Origin of the sequence: Thioalkalivibrio sp. ALM2T (assembly GCF_000381505.1) — a bacterium.
GTDB classification, from domain to species: Bacteria; Pseudomonadota; Gammaproteobacteria; order Ectothiorhodospirales; family Ectothiorhodospiraceae; genus Thioalkalivibrio; species Thioalkalivibrio versutus.
Genome location: NZ_KB906567.1, coordinates 1 through 21519, shown reverse-complemented (window position 1 = coordinate 21519; position 21519 = coordinate 1). Strand labels below are relative to the sequence as shown.

At 60.5% G+C, this 21519-nt stretch carries 20 protein-coding genes; 7 read left to right on the top strand and 13 right to left on the bottom strand.

Features of this window, described 5'->3' with window-relative positions; translation table 11 throughout:
- Positions 1-262: 262 nt before the first annotated feature.
- Positions 263-1210 (bottom strand): hypothetical protein, encoded by a 948-nt coding sequence (locus F816_RS0111300; protein WP_019594818.1) that lies wholly within the window; start codon positions 1208-1210, stop codon positions 263-265.
- Between the two features lie 535 nt (positions 1211-1745).
- The gene (locus F816_RS0111295; protein ID WP_019594817.1) at positions 1746-2567 is read right to left on the bottom strand and encodes a matrixin family metalloprotease; all 822 of its coding nucleotides are present in this window, start codon (positions 2565-2567) and stop codon (positions 1746-1748) included.
- 507 nt (positions 2568-3074) lie between these two features.
- Between F816_RS0111295 and F816_RS0111290 the strand changes: the two genes are divergently transcribed.
- On the top strand, positions 3075-3557 hold the full coding sequence (locus F816_RS0111290) for a hypothetical protein (protein WP_196801687.1): 483 nt from the start codon (positions 3075-3077) through the stop codon (positions 3555-3557).
- 481 nt (positions 3558-4038) lie between these two features.
- On the opposite strand, the gene F816_RS0111285 is transcribed toward F816_RS0111290, so the two are convergent.
- Positions 4039-4410 carry a rhodanese-like domain-containing protein gene (locus tag F816_RS0111285; protein WP_019594815.1) on the bottom strand — a complete coding sequence of 124 codons (372 nt, stop codon included), beginning with the start codon at positions 4408-4410 and terminating at the stop codon, positions 4039-4041.
- A 136-nt stretch (positions 4411-4546) separates the two neighbouring features.
- Between F816_RS0111285 and F816_RS0111280 the strand changes: the two genes are divergently transcribed.
- A complete protein-coding gene (locus F816_RS0111280) occupies positions 4547-4915 on the top strand; it encodes a rhodanese-like domain-containing protein (RefSeq protein ID WP_019594814.1) in 369 nt (122 codons plus the stop codon).
- Between the two features lie 192 nt (positions 4916-5107).
- On the opposite strand, the gene F816_RS0111275 is transcribed toward F816_RS0111280, so the two are convergent.
- On the bottom strand, positions 5108-5311 hold the full coding sequence (locus F816_RS0111275) for a hypothetical protein (RefSeq protein WP_019594813.1): 204 nt from the start codon (positions 5309-5311) through the stop codon (positions 5108-5110).
- 199 nt (positions 5312-5510) lie between these two features.
- Between F816_RS0111275 and F816_RS0111270 the strand changes: the two genes are divergently transcribed.
- Both F816_RS0111270 and katG read left to right on the top strand, forming a co-directional pair.
- Entirely contained in the window at positions 5511-6059 is a 549-nt protein-coding gene (locus F816_RS0111270; RefSeq protein ID WP_019594812.1) for a glutathione peroxidase, read from the top strand.
- A 233-nt stretch (positions 6060-6292) separates the two neighbouring features.
- Positions 6293-8485: a catalase/peroxidase HPI gene (gene katG, locus F816_RS0111265; RefSeq protein ID WP_026333245.1), complete on the top strand. Its 2193-nt coding sequence runs from the start codon at positions 6293-6295 to the stop codon at positions 8483-8485.
- 317 nt (positions 8486-8802) lie between these two features.
- Here katG and F816_RS0111260 read toward each other — a convergent pair whose 3' ends face one another.
- Together F816_RS0111260 and F816_RS0111255 are read right to left on the bottom strand one after the other, a co-directional pair.
- Positions 8803-10005, bottom strand: a complete 1203-nt coding sequence (locus tag F816_RS0111260; RefSeq protein WP_019594810.1) for an NnrS family protein — start codon at positions 10003-10005, stop codon at positions 8803-8805.
- 229 nt (positions 10006-10234) lie between these two features.
- Complete coding sequence (locus tag F816_RS0111255) at positions 10235-10567, bottom strand: DUF3634 family protein (RefSeq protein WP_018950663.1); 333 nt, start codon at positions 10565-10567, stop codon at positions 10235-10237.
- Positions 10568-10950: 383 nt separating this feature from the next.
- Here F816_RS0111255 and F816_RS0111250 point away from each other — a divergent pair, with 383 nt between their 5' ends.
- Both F816_RS0111250 and F816_RS0111245 read left to right on the top strand, forming a co-directional pair.
- Positions 10951-11190 carry a type II toxin-antitoxin system ParD family antitoxin gene (locus F816_RS0111250; RefSeq protein ID WP_026333243.1) on the top strand — a complete coding sequence of 80 codons (240 nt, stop codon included), beginning with the start codon at positions 10951-10953 and terminating at the stop codon, positions 11188-11190.
- Positions 11191-11194: 4 nt separating this feature from the next.
- Positions 11195-11485 (top strand): type II toxin-antitoxin system RelE/ParE family toxin, encoded by a 291-nt coding sequence (locus F816_RS0111245; protein WP_019594807.1) that lies wholly within the window; start codon positions 11195-11197, stop codon positions 11483-11485.
- A 304-nt stretch (positions 11486-11789) separates the two neighbouring features.
- Here F816_RS0111245 and F816_RS0111240 read toward each other — a convergent pair whose 3' ends face one another.
- From F816_RS0111240 to F816_RS0111205, 7 genes are all read right to left on the bottom strand, one after another.
- Positions 11790-12089, bottom strand: coding sequence for a type II toxin-antitoxin system RelE/ParE family toxin (locus F816_RS0111240; RefSeq protein WP_019594806.1), 300 nt, complete (start codon positions 12087-12089; stop codon positions 11790-11792).
- 18 nt (positions 12090-12107) lie between these two features.
- Positions 12108-12362, bottom strand: a complete 255-nt coding sequence (locus F816_RS0111235; protein ID WP_019594805.1) for a YlcI/YnfO family protein — start codon at positions 12360-12362, stop codon at positions 12108-12110.
- Positions 12363-12720: 358 nt separating this feature from the next.
- Positions 12721-14733, bottom strand: a complete 2013-nt coding sequence (locus F816_RS14670) for a DUF3732 domain-containing protein (RefSeq protein WP_081622701.1) — start codon at positions 14731-14733, stop codon at positions 12721-12723.
- Positions 14730-15194: a three component ABC system middle component gene (locus tag F816_RS14665; RefSeq protein WP_081622700.1), complete on the bottom strand. Its 465-nt coding sequence runs from the start codon at positions 15192-15194 to the stop codon at positions 14730-14732. Before F816_RS14665 ends, F816_RS14670 begins: the two co-directional genes overlap by 4 nt.
- Positions 15191-16327, bottom strand: a complete 1137-nt coding sequence (locus tag F816_RS14660; RefSeq protein WP_081622699.1) for an adenylate cyclase — start codon at positions 16325-16327, stop codon at positions 15191-15193. Before F816_RS14660 ends, F816_RS14665 begins: the two co-directional genes overlap by 4 nt.
- 347 nt (positions 16328-16674) lie before the next feature.
- Positions 16675-20169 carry a DNA methyltransferase gene (locus F816_RS0111210; protein WP_019594800.1) on the bottom strand — a complete coding sequence of 1165 codons (3495 nt, stop codon included), beginning with the start codon at positions 20167-20169 and terminating at the stop codon, positions 16675-16677.
- 256 nt (positions 20170-20425) lie between these two features.
- A complete protein-coding gene (locus tag F816_RS0111205; protein ID WP_019594799.1) occupies positions 20426-20794 on the bottom strand; it encodes a nucleotide pyrophosphohydrolase in 369 nt (122 codons plus the stop codon).
- A 437-nt stretch (positions 20795-21231) separates the two neighbouring features.
- On the opposite strand from F816_RS0111205, the gene F816_RS15000 reads away from it, so the two are divergent.
- On the top strand, positions 21232-21519 hold a 288-nt coding region (locus tag F816_RS15000), incomplete at its 3' end, for a transposase (protein WP_019594798.1).

Here is a 21519-nt window from a genome sequence, read left to right as displayed (position 1 = left end):
CGTCCTGTCGCGTGGGGCCGCGGGTTGGGCTTCTGGCGCAAGACCGGCGCAGATCTGGGGCGATGCGCCAAGGGCATCCCCGAAGAGTCATCATCGCTTCAGGGGTTCGCAAAAGGCGAGGCCCCCTGTTTACAGGGGGCCTCGCGCAGCCGTTAAAGCAGGATGGCTAGCAGGATGAGGACGGGAATCGGGATGCCGATCGCCCAGAGCAGTATGTATTTCATCTGAATCTACCTCGCTGATTGTCAGCAATCTGTACGGTTCAATAGGGGACGCTGTCGCGCTGCCGACCGCCGATCGTGGCGGCAAAGCTGGCGCTGAACGCCCCGATCAGCAGTCCCAGGAACGTCCACAGAGAAAGTTTTGCCATCGCGCTTCGGGCCTCATCGGCTGCCTGCCGCGCCTGCATTTCCAGTTCCTCCATCTGCGCCTGGACTTCGCGGATTCGGTTCTCCGCCTGGGACTGGCTGACGCCGGTGTTCTGCGCGATCAGTTGCGCGAGATACGCCCTGTCGGTATCCGACATATCCTCCCAGCCGCGGGCGAGAATACGTACCGCCTCGGTGCGCATGGCGGTTCTGTTGGAGTCGGTTGCGCCGGCGTCGGGAGCCGCCCTGGCGCGCTCTGGGCGAAACAAGATATCCGCGAAATAGTCGAGCGGGCCGGTGGCGTCGCCTTCGGTCTGCCCATTAGCGCCTGCCATCATGGCAGCGCCGCCAGTCGTAGCCGCCGCTCCGACAGCCGAAGCACCGGCCTGGGCGGTGCCGCCGATGATTGCCGCGGAGGCGGAAACGAGCAAAGCCGCCGTGACGACCACGCTAAGCGCCCAGACGAGGAAGCCGTGTGCGGTATCCCGGAAGAATACTTCGTCGGTATGCAGATCGGTCCACTGGGTGCGCAGTCGGCCGGCCAGGTAGCCGCCCATGGCGCCGGCGATGATGTGCACGAGTATCAGCCAGACGATGCTTGCGAACCCGATGCCCTCGGCCGACACGCCCTCTCCAGCCCACGGCGAGACCGCCGAGAATCCCAGGCCCGTGCCCAGGAGCAGGAAACTGAGCGACAACGCCGTAGCGACCACGGCGCCTGCGATCACCGCGCCCCAGGAAACGCCGGAGCGCCGTGCCTCGTTACCGATGTCCGTGGTGAATGGGTCATGCATTCCCGATGTGGCGGAACGCCCCGCCAGAGTGGGCTCGACAGATGCCATGGCGACTTTCCTTCGTGACAATTGGATGAGACTGCATGCTGCGGTGCAGTCGCTCCGGGGTTCTGTGCGTTGCCACACCTTGGCGTCCCGGCTCCTTTCCATCTGCTCGAGTTTCTGCGCTGTTTCAGGTTTCCACGGCGCGGGTCGCGAGGCGCGGGGCCATGCCCGCAAATGCCCGCAGCGGTGAGACCGGTCGATCCCGGCCGCTGCCAGGCAACCCGCTGTAGGCGCCCCGGCCTCCGGGTGATTGCGGTATCCACAGCACCCCATCGGTCAGAGGGCGGACCGCCTGAACAAACCGCGTCATTGCGGGGCCTCGCAGAGGCTGCGGCAACGGTTGAAGTACCAAAGGGGGGTGGGCGAATTACGGTGGAGCGGGGACAAGGGGGCAAGACCTGCCCCGAATTTCCGAAACCCCGTCATTGCGAGGCCCCGCAGGGGCCGCCGCAATCGGTTGACGTGCCACGGGTGGGGGGGGGGCAGCTCGTGGTGGAGCAGGGGCATGGGCAAGACCCGCCCCTGAATCGACTCGGGGCTATTTCTCGCCGATGGCAAGGTCGCCGCCGACACCGGTCACGGGCAGGATGCGGTCGTCGTGGTCAAGGAAGGGGTCGCTGGTGAATGCGCTTCCCTCGTTCTCGGTTGGCATCTCGGCCAGTTGGGTGTCGAGGGTATCGGCGGGGCGCCCGTAGAGCCGCTGGACTCCGCGCAGATCGCCGGGCTGCAGGTCGGCGAAGTCCTCGGTGTACCTGAATCCCATCACCTGCCCGGATGGCCCGGGATGGTCCAGGCCGATGGCGTGACCGATCTCGTGAGTCAGCGTATAGCGGATGTCGTAGACATCCTTGTTGCCGTCGAAACCGACCTTCCACTCGTGAGCAGGATTCAGACACACCAGCGACTGTTCGATGGTGCGCACACCCACTTCCGCATCGGGCGAGTAGGAAACATTGGAGAAATCGCCTGAATCGTGCGCGTAGGCTACGTTGGCGAATGCCCGTCCACGCGGCTGCCCCTGGGCACCGAGGATGATATCCGCCTCCCGTGCATCGCTTACCTTGTGGAATGACAGGCCGGCCGCGCGCTCCCAAACCCGAAACGCCGCCGCGGCCTCGCGATCCAGCGTCTCCATGGAGAGGGCTTCGCCCAGAAGCTCGTCAATCGGTGCGAGATCGCGGCAGTTGTGCGCATCATCGAACCGTAGCGCCTCCCCGGCAAAGGCATAGCTGATGCTGGCCCCCACCCCTAACTGCTGGTCTCCCCACTTCACCTTGTAGCCATCCAGCTTGAGCAGCCGATACCCACCGTCGTCGGCAAGGGCCGGCAGCGGGAGTGCCAAGGGCAGAAAGCCGGCCATTATCAAGGCCAGCGCGGGAAAGTGTGCATGCGTGACTGATCGCACCGCAGTCTCCTGATCGGGCCCCGTCAAGAGCGCCTTCAGGGCGCGCGAGGCTCCCGCGCAGCGTAACATAACGCACGACTAACGCTAATGTTCGACACCGAACCGACGAAGCATTCGCTCATCCTCAGAGTCCGAGCCGGGTCCCTGCAGTCTGCGAACCGTACTCCGCTCAATCAACGGGTTGGTCCCGCGCAGGCGAGGGTGGGGCGCGTATCCAAAGCCGAGCCAAGCACACCGCAGTGCCGTCATTGCGGGCCTCGAAGAGGCCGTGGCAGCGGACTGAAGCGCCACGAATCCGGGTCGCTGGCTCGGGAGCAGGGGTATGACCGAAGCCCTACGGGGGTCAGACTTTGCCCTTTGCCCGCACTACTGCCCGCGAAGCCCTACGGGGGTCAGACCTTGCCCTTTGCCCGCACTACTGCCCGTGCCGGAAAGCCAGACTGGATTGGAGAGACACGTTTGATGAATCGATCGTGGCCCGTGCTGGGCCTTTGCATCTCCCTGGTTTTCGCCGGCGCAGCCGGGGCGGACACCACGGAGCTGGAGGGCGACTGGGCCTGCCCGGCCGTAATGCAACTGGCAGCCATTGGCTCGAGCCAACTGAATCTGCAGCTCGATACGCGCTCCCGTCTGCATCCGGACGGGCGGTACAAGAGCGAGGGCGATGCCGTGGCCCAGTTCGGCCTGTGGCCGCTCACGCTGATCGCGACCAGCGAGGGGCAGTGGCAGCGCGAGGAGCAGCAGCTCACACTCACCGTGGAAGCCCTGGACCTGTCGCCTGGCTCCCCATCAGGTGTAGAACTCCAGCGCCACCTGATCCGGCAGATCACTACGCTGCTACCGGAACTCCCGCATACGGAGGTCACGCGGATCGTCACCGAATCGCCCACGCGCCTCGTGGTCGAGCACGCCTCCGGCGAACAGTACACCTGTCAACGACTGTGAGCCCTCGCGCGGGCGCAGACCGAGATCTGCCCCGTCTACGCCTTTCTTGATTAAGCACGAGAGTCAGCCAGTCACGGGGATCATCCGGGGACGTAAATGGCCCGTCGCAGGTCGCTTTAGTCCGGGCGTTCTGGGAATGTCACCCTCCCCGGCCCTGGCCCCTGCACGGTCATCCCGGCCGGAGCGAAGCGAAGAGCCGGGATCTCCCCCGACGGGGCAACCCCAGCCGCCGCGATCCCGGATAACCGCTACGCGGTTTCCGGGATGACGAAGAAGGAGCGGCGTGGAGCCGTGAAGCGCGTACCGCTGCGCTCCATGGCCACCTTCGGCCGCCGGGTGTGGTACACACCCGGGCCCGCACGGTCCTTGGATCTGGCTGACCGAAGTGGCTAATCAGGTCGCCTTTTGCCGTGAAGGCGGGGGCCACAGGCAAGGTCGGAAAATCCGAAGGTGGACCCCAGACCCCAAGACCGTCCGGTCGTCAGGCGGAGCTCTCCGAAGTGTCGTTTGCCTTCTGGTAGGCGCGCAGTCCCCCGGCGATGGAGAGGACATTGGTATAGCCCAGATCCACCAGCTGGGTCGCCGCCAATGCCCCGCGGTTGCCACCATTGCAGAAACAGACCATGGGCGCGTCCTTGTCTGGTGCGACTCCCTCGATCTGACGCGTGATGGAATCCAGCGCTACATTGCGGGCGCTCGGCAGGCTGCCTTTCTGGTATTCCTCGGGCTCGCGCACATCAATGGCCACCGCACCGGATGCCAGGCTGGCGTCTACCTGTTGCGGCTCGATCTCCTTGATGCGAGCGCGCGCGGCTTGCGCCCGACGGAGAAACTCGTCGTCGTGATGATCCATAATGGTTTTCCTTTCGGCGGTGGTTTTTCGCGCGGTCAGTGCTGGGAACAGCCCATCCTCGCCTCGTCGCAAATTAGGTACGGGACACAAGACAAAGTTCGACCGCGTTCTTGCCCGTGGACAGGAGGTGATCACGATGGGTTTGAGCCAGTGGTGGCCGTTCGGCCGCGTGCCGGAAATGAGCCCCGAGGAACTGGCGCAGGCGATGGAGAACGCCCAGGTGCAAGTGCTGGATGTGCGCACCGGTGTCGAGCATCGTCGGAGCGGTATCCCGGGCGCGCGTCACCTCCCGATCACGCAGTTTTCCAAGCGCCGCCTGGCGGACCTGGAACTCGATCCCGATCGTCCCGTGGTGGCCATCTGCCTCAGTGCACACCGCAGCATCCCCGCCGTGCGTAAGCTGCGGGCCCGTGGCTACGAGGCTCGCCAGCTTCGCGGCGGCATGCTCGCCTGGTGGCGGGCAGGACTGCCATGCGAGCGGGAAAGCGAAGGCGTCGGTGGATAAAGACCTGCGACCGTTACGCGGGCCCGGCAAGCCGAGAAACGGGGCAGCCATCCCCCTTGGCCGCATGATCTTGGAGTGCAAGGGCCCCGTTTGCGGCCCAGGGTCCAGCGTGCGCGCCCTTGGAGCGGCCGTTGTGGTCAGGAGCGCCGAGTAAACGCAGTTCGCGGCTTGCGTCTGTTCCCGACCGGCATCTCAGTCGTCGTCCTTGTCCTGCTTGTTGCCCGGAGTGACGGCACGTCCCACCGCTCCGGCGGTCTTGCCGGTCGCCTTTGCGGCGCCGGTGGTGACGCTGACGGCGGCGCTTCCAGTGGCACCGGCGACCTTCACGGCCGTGCAGCCCGTGGTCAGCGGCAGGATGATGGCGAGCAGCAGGAGCGGGCGGGTGTAGGCAATCATCGGCTAGAGACTTCGTTGATGTCTGCGGTCAAGGGTACGCCCGTCATGGCCGTGAGGCCATGGCGTGTCCGGAAGGGGGCACCGGCATGGAGGATGTTCGACGCCATCGTGGCCCCGGGCTGGCGGTCACGAACCAGCCTTCCGCAGAACCTGCAGGTGCGCCGCTGGTCTGAAGGCCAAGCCCCTGTGGAGACTTGCGATGTCCCGTTTTGCGCCCCTGTTCGCTTCCCTGTTGCTGGTGCTGCCGATGGCCTGCGCAACCGCCACGGAGCCCGATACCGAGGCCTTGTTCCAGCACGAGCTGGGCCGGTTGCACGCGTCCGAGATTGTCAGCCTGCAGGAACGCTTCCAGGGCCATCCGCTGCTGATCATCAATACCGCCAGCCATTGTGGTTACACCGACCAGTTCGGTGGGCTGGAACAGTTGCATCAGGACTACCGGGACCAGGGGCTGAAGGTGGTGGGCTTCCCTTCCCATGACTTCAATCAGGAGGCCGACGACGAGGCCGAGACCGCCCGGGTGTGCTTCGAGAACTTCGGCGTCACCTTCGACATGTTCAGGCCGATCGGCGTGCGCGGCGCGGACGCCCACCCGATCTTTCGCGAACTGGCCCGCCAGGCCGCCGCCCCGCGCTGGAACTTCTACAAGTACGTGGTGGACCGAGAGGGGCGGGTGGTCGCGCACTTCCCCAGCCAGGCCGGCCCCGGGTCTCCCGAGCTGCGCCGCGCGATCGAGAGCATCTTGTAGCCCATCGCGCTATAGAGCCTCTCGCGGAAAGATAGCGGGAGACTATCTCGATCATGGTGAATATCAACTGGCACTAATGGCTCGTGGGGCCTAGCTTCAAGGGCAGGTGGACAGTGAAGCCCACCCGGGCCGAAGGTGGCCCTGGGTCGGAGCGGCTTGCGGTCCCTGAGGAAAGCCATCGATTACACATGGATGACGGCTTCCGAAACACGAACCAGCTGAACGCAGCGAACATGGAGAACGATATGGGTGAGCATCAGAACATGGGCAAATGCCCGGTCATGCATGGCGGCGAGACCGCCGCAGGCCACTCCGTCATGGACTGGTGGCCGGAAGCGCTGAACCTGGACATCCTCCATCAGCATGACCGCAAGACCAACCCGATGGGCGAGGACTTCGACTATCGGGAAGAGGTCAAGAAGCTCGACTTCGACGCCCTGAAAAAGGATATGCACGCGCTGATGACCGAGAGCCAGGCGTGGTGGCCGGCCGACTGGGGCCACTACGGCGGGCTGATGATCCGCATGTCCTGGCACGCGGCCGGCACCTACCGTATTGCCGATGGCCGCGGTGGCGGCGGCACCGGCAACCAGCGTTTCGCGCCGATCAACAGCTGGCCGGACAACGTCAGCCTGGACAAGGCGCGCCGCCTGCTGTGGCCGATCAAGAAGAAATACGGCAACAAGATCAGCTGGGCGGATCTGATGATCCTGGCCGGTACCGTGGCCTACGAGAACATGGGTCTGAAGACCTTCGGCTTCTCCTTTGGTCGCGAGGATATCTGGCATCCCGAGAAGGACACCTACTGGGGTGCCGAGAAGGAATGGCTGGCACCCTCCGACGAGCGCTACGGCGACGTCGACAAGCCCGACACCATGGAGAACCCCCTGGCAGCCGTCCAGATGGGCCTGATCTATGTAAACCCGGAAGGGGTCAACGGCAAGCCCGATCCCCTCAAGACCGGCGAGCAGGTCCGCGAGACCTTCGCCCGCATGGCCATGGACGATGAAGAGACCGCGGCGCTGACCGCCGGCGGGCACACCGTGGGCAAGTGCCACGGCAATGGCGATGCCGGTGCGCTGGGTCCGGAGCCCGAAGGGGCCGATGTCGAGGAACAGGGCTTCGGCTGGAAGAATCCCAACATGCAGGGCAAGGCCGCCAACGCCGTCTCCTCGGGCATCGAGGGTGCCTGGACCACCCATCCGACGAAGTTCGACATGGGGTACTTCGACCTGCTGTTCGGCCATGAGTGGGAGCTGAAGAAGAGCCCCGCCGGCGCCTGGCAGTGGGAGCCGATCGAGATGAAGGAGGAGGACAAGCCGGTGGATGCCAGCGATCCCTCCATCCGCCACAACCCGATCATGACCGACGCCGACATGGCGATGAAGATGGACCCGAAGTACCGGGCCATCTGCGAGAAGTTCATGGCGGATCCCGCGTACTTCCAGGACTGCTTCGCCCGCGCCTGGTTCAAGCTGACCCACCGTGACCTGGGCCCGAAGACCCGCTACATCGGTCCGGAAGCGCCGCAGGAAGACCTGATCTGGCAGGACCCGGTGCCGGCCGGCAACACCGACTACTGCGTCGAGGCGACCAAGAAGAAGATCGCCGAGAGCGGCCTTGGCATCGCCGAGATGGTCAGCACGGCCTGGGACAGCGCCCGCACCTTCCGCGGCTCCGACATGCGCGGTGGCGCCAACGGCGCCCATATCCGCCTGGCCCCACAGAAGGACTGGGAAGGCAACGAGCCGCAGCGCCTGGACCGGGTGCTCAAGGTCTACGAGCAGCTCTCCGCCGAGACCGGCGCCAGCGTGGCCGACCTGATCGTGCTGGGTGGCAGCGTGGGCATCGAGCAGGCCGCCCGGGCGGCTGGATACGATGTCCTGGTGCCGTTTATTCCGGGGCGTGGCGATGCCAGCGCCGAGATGGTCGACGCCGATTCCTTCGCGCCGCTGGAGCCGCTGGCGGATGGCTTCCGCAACTGGCTGAAGAAGGACTACGTGGTCAAGCCGGAGGAGATGCTGCTCGATCGCGCCCAGCTGATGGGCCTGACCGCGCCGGAGATGACCGTGCTGATCGGCGGCATGCGCGTGCTCGGCACCAACCACGGTGGCAGCAAGCACGGCGTGTTCACCGGCCGTGAAGGCCAGTTTACCAACGATTTCTTCGTCAACCTGACCGACATGGCCAACGCCTGGAAGTCTGCGGACAACGGCACCTACGAGGTCCGCGACCGCAAGAGCGACCAGGTGAAGTGGACCGCCAGCCGCATCGACTTGGTGTTCGGTTCCAACTCCATCCTGCGCAGCTACGCCGAGGTGTACGCCCAGGACGACAACGAAGAGAAGTTCGTGAACGACTTCATCAAGGCCTGGACCAAGGTGATGAACGCCGACCGCTTCGATCTGGAGCAGTACCAGCAGTAAGCACGGCCTGAACCGGGCAGTTTGCCCGGCCTGCAGACCAGGACGCCCGGGACCATCCCGGGCGTTTTTTTGTGTCTTGGGTTCGGCTCCCGCGACCGCCGGAGGGCAACCGCCCGCGCCTGATCCTCCAGGCCTGTCTGGCCCCTGCGAGCCCGCACCCACTCGGTCTCCGGGTGATAAACACCGTCCGTCCTTCACCCAACGCCTGTTTTGGCGCTCAGGTCGGGCCGTCCAGGACCTTCAACGAGCCCTTCGAGCCCCCGGACAAGCTCGTTAAGCCAATCGGTTACCGTAGTCCGGCCTCGGCAGTTCGGTAGCTAGCCGTAACGCCCGTCGATGCGCGGTTTCACCAGCATCGGGGCATAAACCCAGAGAAACCCGGCGAAGGCCGCGATCCACAGGAATTGCGAGGCGCTGATCCAGCTGGCGGTCAAGGCCGGCCCGAGCAGGGGGCCGGCCACCCGTACCAGCGCCCCGATGGCCAGCAGGCCGAAGAGCAGCCCGAGGACTCGCGGAGGGTCAAACACGTTGCGTCCGGTATGGCCCAGGGCGACGCGCGTCATCATCCCGAGGGTCATCATGCCGATACCCCCGTAGGTGAAGGCGTGCAGCGCGACCATCGGGCTGAGGGGCGTGAATTCGGCCACGGCCCGCAGGGCAAAGCCGACCACGATCCAGCCATAGGCCATCATCAGCACCCAGAGCAGTGGCTTGCCCCACAGCGCCGGCGTATGCCAGCCCGCCCAGCGCATGCCATGCGCCACGGCCAGACCGGCCGCCAGCCCCGCCGCGACCGGTGCCCATGGCAGGAACACCTCCACCAGCCAGAAGGCGAGCAGCAGTACCAGGGCGAGGCGGTCCAGCCAGTCCCGGTTCACCGGCGTAAAGGCACCATCCAGCCCCCGCTCGATAAAGAACGGGATGACCCGGCGCCCCATCATCAGGATCAGCGACAGCACCAGGTAGACCCCGGAGTAGAGCCCCAGGCGCTGACCGCCATCGAGCAGATCGAAGGCGCCCAGGTAGAACAGGCCGTTGCTTGCCCCCAGCAGCGCGATCTTCCCGATCACGGCGAGCTGGGCCCATTGGCGCGTCTTCCATACCGGGCGGGCCAGGGCGGCCAGCAGCCACAGCGTAAAGCCGAGATCGAACAGCGCCATGGCCACCAGCCCGGGGTCCCCGAACAACGCCGCCACCCGGCCGCCGAGCCAGAGCCCGGCCAGTACCAGCAGTGCGGGCCCGTGGGTCGTCTGTATCCCGGTCCAGTTGCGCACAGCCGTGAGCAGGAACCCGGCGACCACCGCCATGGCGTAGCCGAAGATCAGGGTATGGCCGTGCCAGGCGAAGGGCCCGCCAAAGGCGGCTGTGGGCAGCGCCGCCATGTTGAACGGGTAGAGCCAGGTCCACAGACCGACGACCAGCACGGCGTACAGCCCTGCCAGCAAGAAAAACGGGCGAAAGCCCAGATGGCTCAGGGCAAATCGATATTGTCCCGGCTCTTCGATATTCAGCTCCAACATCGCCCCCTTGGCCCTGCGCGGTTGGTACCCGTTACCTCTGCGCGAACCACCCAGAAGACGGGTTCGCACCCGCTCATATAATGCATGCGGTGTAAAGCTTTTGGCGAGCTTGGCCCCTTCGTCATTACGAGGCCTCGAAGAGGCCGTGGCAATCGGTCGGAGTGGCCTGGATGCCGCTCGATTGCCACGGGACCAAAAGCCAGGGATTGACCCCGAACCCCGCGCCTCGTTATCCCGTCGCGCGCATGCCGCCGCCGCCCCCTCCGCCGGGCGGGGGTGTCCAGACGTTGCGAAAGGCCTGATGCGTCTTCGGTGGGAGGTGGCGGGAGAAGCGCAGTTCAACACCCCGGTCGGTGCGCACGGCCTGGATCCGGCCCTGCTTCAGCCCGTAACGTCGTGCGACATCCTCGCAGCCCCTCACGAACCCGGAGGGCGGCTTGCCGCGCCGCACGCGGGCAGCGCCATCGCGCAGCTCCACCGAAAACACCAGCCGGGCATGCCAGAGCATCAGCGCAACGCCAAGCCCCAGCAGGGCAAACAGGATCAGGAACGTGAGCAGCATGATGGATTGCGGGACAAGGGTGCGCCCCAGTGTAGCGCACACCATCCGCGGTACTTCGCCTCCGCTCGTCGGCGACTCGTCAACGCAAGAGCCCATTCACGGGCCCGAAAGCCCCGTTGGAGCCCTGGAAATAGCCCTTCAAATTCGCAAAGCCGCGTTAAGTCAGTCCGTTACCGTGGTCCGACCCTATCCTTTCAGGAAAGTCTCGTCCCTACAGCGGGTTACCGTGGTCCGACCCCGCCTTTGGAGCACCCCGTTATATATGGGGCTATGGGGCTACAGGTCCGTCCCGCAATGTTCCTGCGGGTCCGGCCCGATGACGACACCGCCTTGTTGACCTATACTCATGGCAATCTTTGCCAAGCCGCAACGCGGAGGTCGCTATGGCGACAATGAATATCTCACTGCCCGATCCCATGAAAGCCTGGGTGGAGGAGCAGGCGCAATCCGGCCAGTACAGCAACAGTAGCGATTACGTGCGGGACCTGATCCGCCGTGACCGGGAACGGGCGGTGAAGATTGCGAACCTGCAGGCGCTGACCACCGAAGGGCTGGAAAGTGGCCGCGGCAAGCGAACGATGGAGGAGCTTAAGGTAGCCGCCAGGAAGAACAGCGACCGCTGACAGCATGCGATATGCCCTAACCCGCAAGGCGGAAGACGACGTCATCGCGATCTTCCGCAGCAGTGTCGAGCAATTCGGCCTGCAGCAGGCAGAACGCTACCACGGCCTCCTGGCTGCCACCTTCGAGTTCCTGGCAGAGAATCCCCGAGCAGTGCGCCAACGCGAGGAAATCTTTCCGCCTGTCCGCGTTCACCCCGTCGGCTCACACATCGTGCTCTACCGGATCGATGGCGATGAGATCCTGATTATTCGCATCCGCCACGCGCATGAAGACTGGGAGGGAGAGGCGCAGTAATCCTTCCCCGCCATTCCACCCGACCTGCATCCCCGGGTTTGCCGGACCTGGGTGACGGGGAGAGGTGTTCACGCCTTGCCTATTGCCCCGCTTGGCACACCCGGCCACAACTGGCTGGAATACCACCCATTCGTGGCTGCAGTCTGGGCAGTCCGTAGCGGTTGACGCGTGTCATGAGTTTCCTCCCTGGAACGTCATTTTTGGTGCTGAAATGGGCCTTCTAAGGCTTCTCAGAGGGGTTGTATATAGGCTATCCGATTGAAACTAGGCCGTTCCTGGAGGTCCGACCCCGCTATGAAAGGCCTCAGAAATAGTCGTCCTCGCGCTGATGCCGAAACGCCAGCAGGGTGACCGTCTCGGCATCGTCGATCTCGAACAGGGCGACATAACCCGAGCGGCCAAACGGGATCAGGAGTTCGCGGATGCGGGGGTGGGAAGCGTCGGGCATGCGGCAGCTCAGCGCAAAGCGCTCCAGGAGCGACACCGCCTCGCCGATGGCGGCTCGGGCATGCGCCGCGGCCGCCGGATCGCGCTCCGCGAGGAAAGCGACAAGCCGCAGGAGATCTTCGCGAGCTTGCGCCGTAAATCGTACCGAGTAACTCATCCTTGAGACTCCAGCCGGTCAGCGTCTCCTTAACAAACGGTCGAGATCGTCGAGCACCGATTGGGCCGGGTAGTACTCATCCGTTTCCCGGGCGCGGCGCGCGGATTCCAGACCGCGTGCCAGGAACTCGGCCCGGGCCTGTCGGCGGTCAATCTCGTGGCGAACGGCATCCTCGATAAAGGCCGACAGCGTTTCTCTCTCGCCAAGGGCCTGCTCCACCTGATGCCGAAAACCATCGCTGACCCGCAGGGCCGGTAACGTCGTGTTTTTCATACCGCGTCTCCGCAAGGACCTTCACGGATTGTATCGCAAATGCAATACAGCGCGCATCAGTGGACCAGTCCTCGCCGCTCGTCTCCCTGGTCCACTGGGCGAGCATGTAGCGGACACCCACCGATCCCCGCCACCAGCCCCGCAGGAGGCAAGCCCCCAGGCCGAACAGGCACGTCCAACACCCCCTCGCCCTGGGGGCTGGGCTCCTACGGGAGAAGGGCGCTGCAACGGCATGTGACCAGGATGGCCGTTCGAGGAGATGGGTGTCCTCTGTCGCTACGCTTTTCAGCGGTTATCGCATTGAATTGGATCGGTTTCTGGAGGTCCGACCCCGCTATGTAAGTTAGATTTAGATTATTTATTCTTTAACAGGATGAATCAAGCCACGCGTCCGCCATCTATTATCATTAACCAACGACTCGAACGACACTCCATTAGACATTGTCAAATGATCCGCATGGTCTGTCACTATAATTTGTGGACTAAAGCCGTTCTTCAACTCAAGTTCATTGCAGTATATGGAAAGTCGGCTGAATAAGTTTTGAACGGCCTTGACGTCTTCATCAACAGGCCTTTCTTTTTCTGTTCGCTGCTCGGCTTCCTGACTCTTTTGCTCATCGAAGCTTTCAGAAGAATCGCGGTTAAAGTTAGGGAAATACACTTGCGTCGGCTGATCTAAAAACAATATTGAAGGGATGGCACATTCATCACCGAGTTCAGCAAAATACTTATGCAATGCTAAAAATAACGTAAGGTGGCAGTATAGCCAATTGGCGCCGCTCCCCATCGACCGCAAATAGATCTTTTCTTCACCCTGCAAGTGATATAAATAGAACGTTTCAAACGAGAAACAAAGGTTAATTGGCTGATAGCTTTCCTCAAACTCGAAATGCTTTCCGATTTCAGCCATGTATTCATTAACTTTAGCCGACGCGTCATCCAAACCTTTTTGTACATTGTATTGTTTAAGGTCTTTATCAACGCCATTGAGTTGCTTTTTTAACGCTTTAATTTCCCTATCAAGCTCCTCGTCGTCGGCCGCATCGAAAGCATCGAAAATCGCAAATAGTTTTGCTTTCTGCATCACAATGCTTTCATATAGGCTCTTTTGCTCTTCTAACTGCTTATTTGTTTGCTCAATTTCTCTTATTTGTTGGTTGAGCTCCGTCAATTTTCTACTTGCGCTTTCAATGTCGCGTTGCACTTCGACCAAAGACGATTCAAACTTTGCTTTCATCGGGCGAGCTTGAGCAAGATTTCCCGATACTTTAGTGATGGCCTGCTGAAGCTTTTCAGCGCTTTGTCGCAAGCTATCTTTTTCAGTATGGCAAAATGGACAGACAGAAGCAGAGATATGTACATGCTTAGCTGAGCTAAACTGCATCACGTTATCAACAAACCGTTCTTCTTCCTGAATATGCTTCCTAATTGACGAAGCTTGGCGTTGCAATTTCCTTAATTCAGCGGTATTTTTATTACGATCCAATATCAACTGATCGTAGCGTTGCGTGATAGCATCGGAATTATAGTTAATTTTATCAGAGACTATGAGGTCATCAAGTTGGTCTTTGGCATCTTGTGGGTGGAGAAGAACTCTATCTAAAGATATGGGTTCATCTTTAAAACCCATCAAAGCGTAAAGCTGGCTTAAAGCTGGAGCGACCTTTAGTTTGTGCCTTTCGGACGTGCGCTTGTTGGTTTCTTTTCGGCGCTTTAAAACCCGTTCTTCTGCGCTTAATCTCTCTTTTTCCTGTGACAGGTGAAAGAATGGTTGATCAACAATTCCTAAAAAGATCTTAGTATGTTCAATGACCTGATCTCGCTTTTCCTTCTCGTCGAATCGATAAAATAGCGCGTGCTTGTTGGCGATAAGATTTTGATGCTGAAGCATAAAAGATGAAAAACTGCGAACCGAAGGGGTGGGCGCTTTCTGGTTAAACCGCCGATTGGCTCTCGCGGCCAATGAGGTATCAACATCGTCTATATCTAGGAAAAAGCTCCTTAAATGTTTTTTAAATTCGTCTAATGGCCGGAAATAGCTGTCATTAAAATAGTATCGGTCAATCTTTTCTTTATTGAATGTCTCAACACGACGAAAGAAGGCTTTCGACGAACGATCAGGATCACGCGCAATGACCATGTCTTGATCATTAACTGCAAGCGCCACATAGTAAATGGCAGCACTGGTGGTAATAACGCCTTTTGGGATGTTGTTTTCACTACTGCCAAAGCAATAGTCGAAAATTTCGATTAAGGCGCTTTTGCCGGTCGATGACTTACCGGTAACGACGTTAAGCCCAGCCTTAAACGTTACAGGGTGTTTGATTCCCTCTTTATCGATCACGCCAATTTCATGGATGAGTGCCTTCATCGCGGTTTCACTCCTAAAAAAACATAAATCTCGACCACTGAGTGACCACTAAATAATCGCCCTAACTGTTTTGCACTGCGTTGTTCGTTAAAAGCTGTGTCAGACCCATCAACGTTATGAATGGATAAATTCTGTTCACTGACTGATAACCAGTCATTGACTAGGCAGTATTGAACGCATTGCTCGGTTAAAATTTGAAACCCGTCAATTCGTTCTTGAAGGTCATAAAATTCCGTGCGGTCGTCAAAAATAGACCATATAGAGCTTCGTTTCTTGTCCCCAAATACAGCACCAGAAATCGTTTTATTAAAAACAGGATGGCTGCACAGCGGGATAACGAGCTGTGCAAGCAAAAGATTGTTTTCTGACTCCGCTAAATGCGTGAAGAACGAAGCCATATAAGGACCATACTCAAACGGGTTGTACTTTAATTCGTATAGCGCGTCCACGATACTGCTCATGGCTCAACTCTCCACTTCAAGCCTCGCTCGTCATCGTCCATGGCGTCGTGGATCAAGCCATTTCTAAAAACAATATCTGGATTTTGGTAACCTTCAATGCCAAACGGCGCTTCGCTGGTTACTTGGTCATATAAGTCTTTAGACAGCGCGACTAGGCTACCTTGCTGTCGGTTAGCACGACGGTATTTGGCAGAAAAGGTTCGAATCAACCGTTCTCGGTATTCACTAACTGTTTCCCGAAATTGTGGGTAACCATTTAGCTCTTTGATCAACGAGTTTCTTAATTCCAACCAGTTACCTATGGCCTCGGGAAGGACATCTTCATACTCAATGTCTAGAATCTTTTTAGAGAATAATGCAGTGATGTATACATCGACTTCGTCTTGATTTGCGTCTCTGGCATTGAAATCTGGAATCGTAAATAAATTAGGCCCCCATTTTGCTGTTAGAGCCTCTCGCTTTTGATCAAACGTCGTTTTATCGATAATCCATTCTGTGCCCGTCGCCTGCTCGTATATAAAACCAATCAGTCCTTCAGAAAAGGCTTGTTTATTCGAAGTCGGTATATAACCACTGAGCTTATCAAAGTAGCTCTTTTTCAACGCGTCTAAATCTTCTGATTCAACATGCAATACGACCTTTTCGAGTACAGCCATCAAATCTTGATGATCTGCGGTGATCATAACGGATTTCTGAAGTCTGATGATTTCAGATGGTTTCTCGGCATTGAGCTGCTCTTCAGTGCGCTCGGCAAAAATCGCCTTGAGTACAGCCCAACGTTGCTCGGTGGTTTGTGTATTCCATTCCTTTAGGCGTGTTGTGGAGCCAAAGGCCTGAGTCGTATGCAGGACTAAAACGCCATATTGCGTATGACAGAACTCTGGGGCCAGCCAGTTTTTGAGTGTTTTCCACAGGTTCTCGTGGTGGTCAGTGAGTGGGGCGGCATAATCTTTTACTTCGGTTTGAGTTGACGACAAAACGTCTGGAGAAATCAGACTAACGTCACCGTCCTTTTCGAACCATACTGACTGGCCTTCGTCGAGCGAGAAGCATTTGTCTAATCCAATCAGCACTTGGTAATGAAAGGCTAAGGCGGTTGTTAGAGCAGAATTGTTGGCTTTCCCTCCGCTCATACCTTTCAGCTCCTTATATTAATGTATGAAAAAACTTTGGGTGATAGAGGTGGTAAAATATCTTCGATACAAATGCGCACAATAGTTTCAACGACGTATGACGGTGATTGGATAGCGCACACGGTTATTGGATGAACGCTCGTAGGTGTTTATTGGGATATTGATCCGCCTCACGACCGCCGGACCGCGCGTAGAATCAGCCGGTTGCGCATGTGCTAGCGTTGGTTGAGCCGGGAAATATCGCAAGCCCGCCCGCACGGCAGGTTCAAGGGGCTTGTTCGAAACTCGCCACGGGAGCTGCGGAATGGGTGGGGCTCGGCCTAGCCGGTCAGGGGATATAGCGAAAGTCATGTCAGGCGCCAGTGATCGTCGTTTTCGGAGGCCTGTCCCAGGACCTGGAGGGCGGCGAGAACCTGGGTGATGGATTTGGTTGGTTTGCGCTTGAAGTGGCTGGCCAGGGTGTCCGGGGTTTGGGGGCCGATGGCGAGGAGGCGGCGGACGGCTTCGACCTGGTCGGGCATGGATTTGGGCCAGGTGGGCTTTTTGGCCGGCTCCGTGGTGGTTTCGGCGGCGGCTTCCGGCTTCGCTTCCAGGGTGGCGGTGGTCTGGGTGGCTTCGGGGGCCTGGTAGTCGGGGCGTAGCCAGCGGATGTGGCCCTGGGCTTCTTCGGCGGCGCGTTCGGCGTTGAGGGCGACGAGTCGGCTGAGGAGTTCTTCTTCGGCTTCGGCCTGGTCGGCGGGCTTGTCCGGCAGGGGTGTGGTAGCGCCCGGGCGGCCGACGAGGACGTTGGCCAGGTCGCTCCAGCCGTAGGCGTCGAAGACGGCGCGGTCGAGCTCGTCGTGCAGTTCGCGCAGCAGGGAGACGAGGCCCTGTTCGTGGATGGTGCGTTCCTTGGCGGTCAGCGGTTCTTCGGCGCGCAGTTTTTCCAGCACGTTGTACATGCCGGTGAGGGTGAGGTCCGGTTGTTCGGCCTGGCGAGCCTTGCGGTGGGCGTCGATTCGTTCGGCGATTTCGCCGATCTTGGCGGCCTGTTGGCCGTCGAGGTCCGGGAAGGGGAACGTCTCGAGACACCGCGTCTTATTGTAGCGGGGGCGGTCTTCTAGTGTCCCACCCATAGCAAGCGACCAACTAACGTGAGTTCGGCTGGACAGGATGCCTAAGTACAGAGGGTCTCCTAACGCAATACCGACCAACATGTGGTCAGGAAGCACTGTGGACTCCATGCGCTGGAAAATCCGATGCTTTGTAGTCTCAACGGTTGCGATGTAATTTCGGAGCGTTTCGGACATTGCGCGCCAATCGGGTCGAGGCCGTCCGGCGAGCCACCAATTCTCTCGAAACCCCCGGTCACGATTCTGGTCGCGTTCAGGCTTCACATGGTCGAGGATCCAGTGGTATACAGTTGGATACTCGGCCCGGACCTCCTCGATGGAAAATCCAAATAGATCAATGACTTTAAGATTCCTGGAGTTTTGCATCAGATCACGGCCATTCCGGTATTCTCGAATGACTCGGCTTAGCGAGGGGATAGAGTAATATCCTAAATTCGCGGCTTGATCGGGTGTCAGCAAAAATCCGGATCCCGCAAGCATTATTCCGTTCGAGGAAATTCCTGCGTTCGCTCTAAGTGGCTGAGCGCCGGCTATGTCAGCGCCTGCAGATAGGTTTGAGAAGATTTTCCCGTTTATTGACGCTAGTGACACTAGTCGCGCTTCGTCGCCTGTGTTTGACTCATTGATCACGGTTTGAAGCTTTCCTGAAATGTCGCCCTTGATTCCCACTGTCATCGCGATTCGGACGGCAGCTCCATCTGTACTATCTACCCAAGGATGGTCCGGAATGGAAAAGACAAGGGACAAAGGTCTCTTGCTGTCGTTTAGATGTGGCTCGAGTACACGGCGATTAAAAATCTGCCGCAGGCTATTTGTGGTGATAAAGCCGAAGCGGCGGGCTTCTCCCTTGCGCACCTTTTCGGCGGCGATGTGCCACCAATACATGACGAAATCGGCAGAGTCGGGAACGGCACCGTCGAACGATTTCCGAAGCGCATCGACGTAGCCGCCACCCAATGCGTCGCGGATTCGGCTCTTCCCGATAAACGGCGGATTCCCCACGATGTATTCCGCCTCGGGCCATTCGGCGCGGCGCGGGTTGCTGTAGTGGTAGACGGGGGTGCGGGCGGTTTCGTCGGGGATGAGTTCGCCGGTGGTGGGGCTTTTCTTGTAGCTGATGCCGTCCCAGATGGTGACGGGTTGGCCGTGCTCGTCGAGCATGGGTTCGCGGCTGTCGTATTCGATCAGGGCGTCGCGGTGCTCGATGTTGTGGAAGTCGCGCAGGATGGGTTCGGGCAGGCTGAGGCGGCCGTGCAGGCGGTAGTGCCATTGCAGGTAGCCGATCCACAGCACGATTTCGGCGATGGCGGCGGCGCGCGGGTTGATCTCCAGCCCGAGGAACTGGTGCGGGTCGACGGTGAGGCCTTCGGTGTCGAAGCTGGCCTGGCCGGCGCTGAGGTCGCGGATGAGGTTGAGGACTTCGCCTTCCAGCCGCTTGAAGTGTTCCAGGGCCACGTAGAGGAAGTTGCCGGAGCCGCAGGCGGGGTCGAGCACGCGGGTCTGGCACAGGCGGTGGTGGAAGCCCTGGAGTTCGGCCAGGGCCTTGTCGGGCTTGTCCTGTTGCAGCCAGGCCTCGGCGGCGACCTGCACGGTGTTCCATTCGGCGCGCAGGGGCTCGATGAGCGTGGGCATGACCAGGCGTTCCACGTAGGCGCGCGGGGTGTAGTGGGCGCCGAGTTTGTGGCGTTCGCGTGGGTCCAGCGCACGTTCCAGCAGGGTGCCGAAGATGGCGGGCTCGACGAACCGCCAGTCGGCCTTGCCGGCCTGGATGAGCAGGCCGATCTGCTCGGCGTTCAGCGGGATGGGGTCGATGTTCTGGAACAGGCCGCCGTTGAAGCGCTGCAGCTTGTGCATCAGCTGGCCTTCATAGCCGCCGGTGTTCATCGTCTCCCACAGGGAGTGCATGGCGTCGGGGAAGTGTTCGGGGTTTTGCTGCAGGCGTTCGAGCAGGGCGGTGAAGCTGCCCTTGGGCAGGAGCTCGACGTCCTCGCTGAACATGGTGAACAGGCAGCGCTTGAGGAAGTGGGCGACGCGTTCGACGTCATAGCCGCCTTGTTCCAGGGATTTGGCGAGCTCGGCCAGGCGGGCGCTGACCTCGCGGGTGACGCGGGCGGCGTGCTTGCTGGCGTCGAGCTGGTCGGGCGCCAGCCACAGGTGGTGCAGGCGCTGCTGGATCTCGGGGTCGCGCAGGTCTTCCAGGCCGATACGGTGGCGGCTCGGGTCCGGGAACGGGACGTAGGTGCCGCCGGAGCGGGAGAACTCGGAGTAGAGCTCCAGGCTGCGGCCGACATCGGTGACGACGATGAACGGCGGGCGGCCTTCTTCGGTGGTCAGAGCGCGTACGTACTGGTCCGCCTGCTTCTGGGCGGCGAGCATGGCCTTGTCCCAGCCCTGGGTGTGCAGGCCCTTGCCGGTCTGCTTGGCCTCCAGCACGAAGCAGCCGCGGCGGTAGAGGTCGATGTAGCCGCGGTTCTCGCTGCCGTCCGGGTTGCGGATGGTGACGCGGCGTTCGAAGACGTAGGCGTTGTCGCGGGTGTCGTCGCTGGCCGGGTCGGGTTGCGGCAGGTCCAGCAGGGCGCACAGTTCGGTCAGGAAGAGCTGGTAGTTGGCGCGCTCGCTGCCGCCGGTGTCGCGCCAGCGGTCGATGAAGGCCTCGACCTGTGCCGGTGCGGCGATGGGGGCGGGGCCGGATTCTTCGGCGTGGCTGGGGCGGGGCGCGAGTGCGTCCATGTGATGAAAGTCCGTTTGCGTATTGGGGAGACCTTACCGATCCGGGGCGATTTTGTCGTGTGTAGATCGAGGAAAGCGATTTGCAGGAACGGGGGGCGATGGGCAGAGGGCCCGATCAATGCGGTTTGTGGCTCGGGATATCCGGGGGGCTGGATGCAATGTGTTCCCTTGAATACCGTTTGCGGTTCCTGATTTTCCCGGCTTCCTGTGAGTCGCTTTTCGGGGTTGTGGCGTGGCGGCCTTGTGATGCTGGGTGCTACAGCTCCGAGTACTTGCGGGCGTTGCCTCGGGCCTTTTCCACGGGGTACTTGCGTGCGTTCATCTCCAGTTTGTCGTTCGCTGCCTGTACCAGATCGATATCGAGCTTGCGCGCGAGGAGCAGCAGGTAGATCTGCACATCCGCGATCTCTTGCCGGACCGCCTCATGGGCCTCGCCGGAGAGATTCCGCGACTGTTCCTGGGTCAGCCACTGGAAGTTCTCGATCAGTTCGCCGACCTCGCCCGCCAGGGCCATCGAGAGGTTCTTGGGCGAATGAAATTGCGCCCAGTCCCGTTCTGCGACGAACGCCTCTACCCGGGAGGCCAGCACGTCCAGTTCCTGTGTACCGCTCGATTTTGCGTTCATCGTTGCTCCTTGGCGTGAGTGCCTTTGTTGACGGCATCGTAACGGACTCGTTCTCCCTTGTGATCACGGCCCGCGTGCCCTTGGCGGCCAGTGGCTTCTTGAGATGCCCCGCCAGGAAGACGTTGCGTTTTCTGGATGGCGGGGCATGCGGGGATGGTCTGTAGGAGGCCAGCCCTCTGGCCGATGGGAGTTGGAGAGGCCCGATCGGCCAGGGGGCTGGCCTCCTACAGGGGATGGGTGTGGCGTTGGAGATCCCGGCTCTTCGCTGCGCTGCGGCCGGGATGACGGGGGGGAGGCGCTGTGGCTGGGATGACGGGGTTGTGGGGGGGGCAGCCCTCTGGCCGATGGGGGGCTGGAGAGGCCCGATCTGTGCTGGTCTAATTTCCGTGGACACCTCGTTAGGTGGGACGATAACCCCCTGGACGAGGAGAACAACCATGGCACGCAAGCGCCGAAGCTTTTCAAGCGAATACAAGGAGCGCGTGGCCCGGATGGTGGTCGATGACGGTCTGGAGGTCTCGGTCGTATGCCGGGATCAGGATCTAGGCGAGACGGCCGTTCGGCGCTGGGTCGATCAACTCAAGGCGGAGCGCGCGGGGCAACTGGGCGAGGGTCGGCCGCTGACGGCGGAACAGCAGCGGATCCGCCAGCTCGAGGAAGAGAACCGGCGATTGAAGGAGGATAAGGAGCTGTTAAAAAAAGCGTCGGCCTTCTTCGCCCGGGAA

What these genes read in the sequence shown, in the direction of transcription:
- F816_RS0111285 (WP_019594815.1), bottom strand. Translation starts at nt 4,410, where the DNA reads ATGGATCATCACGACGACGAGTTTCTCCGTCGGGCGCAAGCCGCGCGC.
- F816_RS0111300 (WP_019594818.1), bottom strand. Translation starts at nt 1,210, where the DNA reads ATGGCATCTGTCGAGCCCACTCTGGCGGGGCGTTCCGCCACATCGGGA.
- F816_RS0111280 (WP_019594814.1), top strand. Translation starts at nt 4,547, where the DNA reads ATGGGTTTGAGCCAGTGGTGGCCGTTCGGCCGCGTGCCGGAAATGAGC.
- F816_RS0111240 (WP_019594806.1), bottom strand. Translation starts at nt 12,089, where the DNA reads ATGAGTTACTCGGTACGATTTACGGCGCAAGCTCGCGAAGATCTCCTG.
- F816_RS0111260 (WP_019594810.1), bottom strand. Translation starts at nt 10,005, where the DNA reads ATGTTGGAGCTGAATATCGAAGAGCCGGGACAATATCGATTTGCCCTG.
- F816_RS14660 (WP_081622699.1), bottom strand. Translation starts at nt 16,327, where the DNA reads ATGAGCGGAGGGAAAGCCAACAATTCTGCTCTAACAACCGCCTTAGCC.
- F816_RS0111295 (WP_019594817.1), bottom strand. Translation starts at nt 2,567, where the DNA reads ATGGCCGGCTTTCTGCCCTTGGCACTCCCGCTGCCGGCCCTTGCCGAC.
- F816_RS0111290 (WP_196801687.1), top strand. Translation starts at nt 3,075, where the DNA reads ATGAATCGATCGTGGCCCGTGCTGGGCCTTTGCATCTCCCTGGTTTTC.
- F816_RS14670 (WP_081622701.1), bottom strand. Translation starts at nt 14,733, where the DNA reads ATGAAGGCACTCATCCATGAAATTGGCGTGATCGATAAAGAGGGAATC.
- F816_RS0111210 (WP_019594800.1), bottom strand. Translation starts at nt 20,169, where the DNA reads ATGGACGCACTCGCGCCCCGCCCCAGCCACGCCGAAGAATCCGGCCCC.
- F816_RS0111205 (WP_019594799.1), bottom strand. Translation starts at nt 20,794, where the DNA reads ATGAACGCAAAATCGAGCGGTACACAGGAACTGGACGTGCTGGCCTCC.
- F816_RS0111245 (WP_019594807.1), top strand. Translation starts at nt 11,195, where the DNA reads ATGCGATATGCCCTAACCCGCAAGGCGGAAGACGACGTCATCGCGATC.
- F816_RS14665 (WP_081622700.1), bottom strand. Translation starts at nt 15,194, where the DNA reads ATGAGCAGTATCGTGGACGCGCTATACGAATTAAAGTACAACCCGTTT.
- F816_RS0111275 (WP_019594813.1), bottom strand. Translation starts at nt 5,311, where the DNA reads ATGATTGCCTACACCCGCCCGCTCCTGCTGCTCGCCATCATCCTGCCG.
- F816_RS0111255 (WP_018950663.1), bottom strand. Translation starts at nt 10,567, where the DNA reads ATGCTGCTCACGTTCCTGATCCTGTTTGCCCTGCTGGGGCTTGGCGTT.
- F816_RS0111270 (WP_019594812.1), top strand. Translation starts at nt 5,511, where the DNA reads ATGTCCCGTTTTGCGCCCCTGTTCGCTTCCCTGTTGCTGGTGCTGCCG.
- F816_RS0111235 (WP_019594805.1), bottom strand. Translation starts at nt 12,362, where the DNA reads ATGAAAAACACGACGTTACCGGCCCTGCGGGTCAGCGATGGTTTTCGG.
- katG (WP_026333245.1), top strand. Translation starts at nt 6,293, where the DNA reads ATGGAGAACGATATGGGTGAGCATCAGAACATGGGCAAATGCCCGGTC.
- F816_RS0111250 (WP_026333243.1), top strand. Translation starts at nt 10,951, where the DNA reads ATGGCGACAATGAATATCTCACTGCCCGATCCCATGAAAGCCTGGGTG.